Below are 710 nucleotides of genomic sequence, written 5' to 3'. Positions count from 1 at the left end.
GCCTCCTCAGCCCGGGTCGCTTTGGCGCGCGAGGGCGGCGGCGGTGGCGGGCGAGAGGCCGGCGGCGAGCGCCCCCTCGGTCATGTCCACCAGATTGGCGACGAACGCCTCTTTCTCCAGCCCCAGATTGAGCCGCCCCGCGGCCTTGTCGCGCTCCCAGTCGGCGAGCGCATAGATCGCCTGACGCAGGGCGATCGACACCCGGTCGCGCACCAGCGCGCGCGGGAGATGCGGCAGGATGGCGTGCAGCAGGCTCACCACCCGCGACAGGCTGGCATCGTTGCGGTCCTTGGCGATGGCCCAGATGTCGAACTGCTGGCTGGCATAGAACTGCGCCAGGAAGCGGATGTAGTGGTTGGAGCCGCTGCCGTCGTTGAGCTGGGCGGCGAGCGGCAGGATGAAGACCTGCGTCAGCGCCCGAAGGTCGCCGGCCAGCCCCGCCTCCTGCAGCGCCTTCAGCGCGGCGAGGCGGGCGACGTTCACCTGCGACATGCGCAGATCGAGGATGGCGGTGATGAGCGCTTCCTTCGAGCCGAAATAATAGTGGATCGCCGAGGCGTTCTGCTGGTCCGCCGCGCGGTTGATTTTCGCGCATGGAGGTGGCGTCGATGCCGTGCGAGGCGAAACAGGCGCTCGGCCACTTCGATGAGGTCGGGGCGCGGGGTGGATTTTTTCGCCGGGCCGCTGGGGCGGCCGCAGCGGGGCGCGCA

The 710-nt window shown here is 69.9% G+C and carries 1 protein-coding gene; it reads right to left on the bottom strand.

What is annotated here, in order from left to right:
* Positions 1 to 6 precede the first annotated feature (6 nt).
* Positions 7 to 710: hypothetical protein (locus tag AC2W7M_RS26825; RefSeq protein WP_486136260.1), on the bottom strand; the 704-nt coding region annotated here is incomplete at its 5' end.

The sequence above is a fragment of the Xanthobacter sp. BG11Y11_SDJG genome, assembly GCF_057364445.1.
Note: the sequence above shows the minus strand (reverse complement) of the source record. Positions and strands in the feature narration are given on the sequence as shown.